This window comes from Caballeronia arationis (assembly GCF_001544975.2).
GTDB lineage: Bacteria > Pseudomonadota > Gammaproteobacteria > Burkholderiales > Burkholderiaceae > Caballeronia > Caballeronia arationis.
Map to the genome: position 1 here is coordinate 1 of NZ_FCOG02000249.1, position 5,255 is coordinate 5,255.

Annotated in this window: 2 protein-coding genes and 2 pseudogenes; all 4 read left to right on the top strand. The window is 61.1% G+C overall.

What is annotated here, in order from left to right; all coding sequences use genetic code 11:
* Positions 1-207 precede the first annotated feature (207 nt).
* Positions 208-542: pseudogene (locus tag AWB81_RS47795) on the top strand (IS5/IS1182 family transposase); the annotation flags it as partial.
* A 598-nt stretch (positions 543-1,140) separates the two neighbouring features.
* A pseudogene (locus tag AWB81_RS48650) lies at positions 1,141-2,327 on the top strand (DUF2252 domain-containing protein).
* Between the two features lie 709 nt (positions 2,328-3,036).
* Complete coding sequence (locus tag AWB81_RS46640) at positions 3,037-3,174, top strand: hypothetical protein (protein ID WP_200822628.1); 138 nt, start codon at positions 3,037-3,039, stop codon at positions 3,172-3,174.
* A gap of 115 nt (positions 3,175-3,289) precedes the next feature.
* Positions 3,290-4,945 (top strand): NRAMP family divalent metal transporter, encoded by a 1,656-nt coding sequence (locus AWB81_RS40225; RefSeq protein ID WP_062643915.1) that lies wholly within the window; start codon positions 3,290-3,292, stop codon positions 4,943-4,945.
* Positions 4,946-5,255: the final 310 nt, after the last annotated feature.

A 5,255-nucleotide genomic window follows, 5' to 3' on the forward strand; every position in this document is an offset into this window, starting at 1 on the left:
TCTGGATTCACAGCCGCCCCGCGGTCAGCCGCGCGTATTTGCGCATCAAGCGCTGAAGTCGCGCGCCGGGGATCGATAGTGACGAGCTGTGGGGGCGGGCCTTCCGATGTCCTCGATGCCCCGATCGCGTAGGATGAACTGCCGCCGACCCCGGAACCGCTGCCGCACCGCCGCGCCGAGGAGTCGGCCCTGCTGGCGGGGCAAGAGGGCATTAAGACGTTGGTGCCCAAGCCGCTGACATCGAACAGCAAGGCAGACGGTCGCTTTGACAAGCGGGACTTCGTCTACATTGATCGGATGATGAGTATCGCCGTCCACCAGGAGAGCGGGCCATTTGGCGCTTCACGACGATTGAGGCAGGACTGAAGATTCACAAGTATTGGCCTTCAGCGTGTCCAAGTTGCAAACTAAAGCCGCAGTGCACTCCGAGTCCATATCGAAGGGTAACGCGGTGGGAACACGAGAAGGTACTTGAGGACATGCAGCGTCGACTCGATCAGAAACCAGACGCCGCGAGATTGCGAGGACAGACAGTCGGGCACCCAACAGCTGAAGGCCCCATTGCGCGCAGCTCTGCGCCGCCGTCACGACATTTCCGGCATCACAGTCCTCCAGCATGACCAGCAGTCCCGGTCCCCATGACGCAACCCGGCGGAGACTGTGCGGGGACTTTGAGTCGGGCAGGAGCGGATCCGTCGTGCGAAGTGAAAAGGAAGCAAAGGTAGTATCCGGTGCGAATTGTAGCGTGCCACGGACGGTCGGCTAACCGACCTCTGCCGCCAAGGCCAGTCTCAACCGAGACACCGGGCGCACTTCCCGGCGCCGTCATCGCGCGCTGCTGCCCTGCTTTGCCGCAAGTGCTATATTCCGAAGGTTTTACCGGAAATGGCCAAACGCGTTCTACTGTCCAAGACGCCGAGCCATATGACCTTCGCCTCAGATAACCAACGAGATTTGTCCAACCTGTTTGCGGGCCGCGGTTCGCTTGCATCTCGAATCGATCGCGGCAAGCAAGCGCGCGGACAGGTTCCGCGAGCAGATCTTGCTATTTGCAAGATCGAGCAGCGGGACACGATTGCACTGCTCGAAGCGTCCAACGCGGGCCGTGTGACAGAGCTGATCCCCATCCGTTATGGACGCATGCTTGCGAATCCGTTCGCGTTCTATCGGGGCGCGGCGCCGTTGATGGCCTTTGATCTGGCCAGATTGCCGCGCACTGACATCATCGTGCAACTCGGCGGCGACGCGCATCTGGCCAACTTCGGACTGTTCGCGAGTCCAGAGCGGCGCGTTCTGTTCGGACCGAATGACTTCGACGAAACGCTCCCGGGACCGTTCGACTGGGATGTGCGCCGCCTCGCCGCCTCCTTCGTTGTCGCCGCGCGTGAACGCGGATTTTCAACGAGCGACCAGCGCAACATCGTGCGACGCTTGTGCGAGACATTCCGGCAGCGCATCGCAGAGTTCAGCAAAATGGATACGCTCGATGTCTGGTACCACCAGGTCGAATCGACGACCTTGCTGGCCATTGCCGATTCGGCGGAGGAAAGAGAAAGGAACTGGCGGTCATCGACAAGGCGCGATTGCAATCGTCGCGCTCTGTGATGAGCCACGCCACCGAACTCGTCAACGGCAAGCTGCGCATCAAGGAACTGCGGCCGCTCGTGTATCACATCCCCCTGGAAAACAAGCGCGAATGCAGGCAGTACGACGACATGATCCGGCGTTTCTTCGCGGACTACCGATTGACGCTCCCGGATGACCGGCGCGCACTGTTCGACCGTTTTGAACTGGTCGACGTGGCGATGCGGGTCGTCGGCATCGGCTCGGTGGGCACGCGTTGCTATGAGGCGCTTTTCATGGCCGACAGAGAAAGTCCGCTCTTCCTGCAACTCAAGGAGGCGCGTGCTTCCGCGCTGGAGGGCTATCTTCCGGCGAGCCAGTTCCCGAATCATGGCCAGCGCGTGGTGACTGGCCAGCGAATGCTGCAACCAGCGAGCGACATCTTCCTGGGTTGGTCCAAGATGCACCATACGGACAACGATTTCTATGTCAGGCAGTTGCGCGACATGAAAGGCGCGTTCGACTTCACCACTTTCGACGTCGAAGATCTCGCCGAGTACGCCGTGTCGTGTGGCACCGCCTTGGCCCAATCAATGGCCAAAGCCGGCGATCCCGCGCTGATCAGCGGATACGTCGGCAAATCGACTGCATTCGACAACGCTATCGAGCGATTCGCGCTGGCCTACGCGGAGCAAAACGAGGCGGACTGGACTGCGCTGAAATCCGCCGTCAAGGCGGGGCAAGTTCAGGCAACGCGTGAATGAAAATTGGGAACGGCCCGCACGGCGACAGCAGGTGGTGCCGCGTTCACAGTCGGTACGCGGGCCGCCTGGACCGTTGCTCGCGCGCATCGCCTGACGGCAGCCGACACCAGTGCCGAAAGGTTCGAGCTTGAGTCTTCAAGGATAAATATTTCACTTGCCACAACGCCTGAAATATTTTCAGTGCAGGACACTGAAAGTCTTGACATCATCTTTAGTCAATCCATAAGATTGTGAATCTTCAACTATTGGGCGATCGCCTTGGACACCAGCAGTAGTCGATCTTCGAACCAGATTTCCGCCTGAGCGACTCACGTTCGCGCCTCTCTAACGCCGCCGTTTGTCACCCAGGCAAGCGGTGCGCGCAGTAGTTCACAGTAGCTCCCACGTGCACCTCGATTCACGCCAGATTGCGTGATGCGATTGCGCATGCGCCGTCTGGTTTTACGCCGCGTCGCATGCGGCTGCGTCCACGCGCGCCTGTCGCCCGGCATGTGGACGCGGCCGCATGTTGGACGACGGCCAACCGTGATCTTCCGGAACAGGAGCCGCCATGACCGACAGTGACAGTTGTCCCTTACGCCGCCAGACCCTTTTAAACCCGGGTCACAGGGACACATCGGCTGCTTAGCCTGACTTCGCTCAGGAACGCCCGACTGGCCCCGCGCCCAATATGCGGTGAGCACACACGTTGCCGCCACGGAGCCAGATCATGAACTTCGGCCTGCTGCTGTCGCAACTCCCGCAACCCAACGCATCGCGCCCGCACTACGAAGCAATGCTTGCGCTCGATTGCCGTCAGTCGGCGCTCGTGCGTTTTCTACGCCAGTTAAAATCCTTCTTTTCCTGAACCGCCGAGCGCGTTTCGGCATAGGCACGCGCGACCGCCCGCGGGTAGTCGCCACACGTGCCTATGCCGAGAGTTGACGCTTGTCCGATAACCAATAATCGCCAGGGGATCTAACATGTCCACGCCCACCAACGTCTCTCCAGCCATCGCCGCGAACCGAAGTGCCGTCCTCGACAACGCGCACGTCGGCGACATCCGCGGCGCATTCGGCTCGATCGCGCATCATGACACCGCACCGCGCGGCACCTGGTGGGCGCGTTTGCGCACGCTGCTCGCGATTCTGGGGCCCGGCCTCATCGTGATGGTCGGCGACAACGACGCGGGTGCGTTCAGCACCTACACGCAGGCGGGTCAGAACTACGGCACGACGCTACTCTGGACGATGCTGCTGCTCGTGCCCGTGCTTTACGTGAACCAGGAAATGGTGCTCCGCCTTGGCGCGGTGACGGGTGTCGGCCACGCTCGGCTGATCTTCGAGCGCTTCGGCAAGTTCTGGGGCGCGTTCAGCGTGATCGATCTCTTCCTGCTCAACGCGCTGACGATCGTGACCGAATTCATCGGCATCACGTTCGTGCTCGATTTCTTCGGGTTGCCCAAGGTCGCAGGCGTTTGCATCACGGCCGCGCTGACGATGGCCGCAGTCAGTACCGGCGACTTCCGGCGCTTCGAGCGCTTCGCGGTCGTGCTCTGCGTGCTCAGCCTCGTGCTTGTACCGGTGCTTGTCGCGATTCATCCGCCGGTGTCGCAGATGACACGCGACTTCTTCGTGCCGAACTGGCCCGCGCACGCGAAGATCTCGGATGTGATGCTGCTCGTGATTGGCATCGTCGGCACGACGGTCGCGCCGTGGCAACTGTTTTTCCAGCAGAGCTATGTGATCGACAAGCGCATCACGCCGCGCTTTATTAGGTACGAGAAAGCGGACCTGTGGATCGGAATCGTGTTGGTGCTGATCGGCGCGGTCGCGATGATGGGCTTCACCGCGGCGCTGTTCGGCGGTCATCCGGAGTTCGGTAACTTCTCCGACGCAGGCGGCGTGATCGCCGGCCTCGAGAAGTACGTGGGCCGCACCAGTGCGACGCTGTTCGCGGTCGCGCTGCTCGACGCGTGCACCATTGGCGCGGCGGCCGTATCTTTGTCGACCGCGTACGCGATTGGCGACGTGTTCAAGATCCGGCACTCGCTGCATCGCGGCGTGAGCGACGCAAGGGGCTTTTACCTGGTGTACTTTGGGATTGTTGCACTCGCGGCCGCGATTGTACTGATCCCCGGCAGCCCGCTCGGCCTGCTGACAGAGGCGGTTCAAACGCTTGCGGGCGTGCTGCTGCCGAGCGCGACCGTGTTCCTGCTGCTGCTCTGCAACGACAAGTCAGTGCTCGGCCCATGGGTCAATTCGAAGAAGCTGAACCTGTTCACGGGTTCGGTGATCTGGGTGCTCGTGATGCTGTCGATCATCCTGACCGCATCGGTGATGTATCCGGATATCAGCGGTGAGTCGATCATCGACGTGCTCGTCGGCGGCACCGCATTCGCGATCGTTGGTTATGTGGCCACCGTGCTGCTGCGTACCGCAAGTGCTATCGCGCACGTGCCGCAAGCGCCGGTCGACCACGCGCAGCGCGACACATGGCGCATGCCGCCGCTCGACACGCTCCAGCCGCAGAAAATGACGCTCTCGACGCGGGTCTGGATGAGCTTGCTGCGCGGCTATCTTGTGATCGCGGTCGGTCTTGTGATCTTCAAAGTGCTGCAGATGACGCTGTTCAAATAAGCCCAGCCGTTGATGTTGCGCTCTAATCGGTCCGTTGCGGCCGGCTTCTCGAAGCGCGCCATCGGACGGCAACAAGCCCATCTCGGTGCCGGGGAAGCGTGCGTGCACTATTGTGAACTTTGCCCGGTCCGCCTGACTCAACCAACAGAGCCTACCCGGAAAAGGTGGTGGGCGCGGTAGGAGGGGAAAGCCAGACGCGTGCTCAGTCAAGATCGGCATGCCCCCGACCATGACCTCAGGATTGCCCACATCTTCGGGATCTGACGCGAAAGAATTGCTTGTAAACGCGTAGCGTCAATGTTAACTTTCG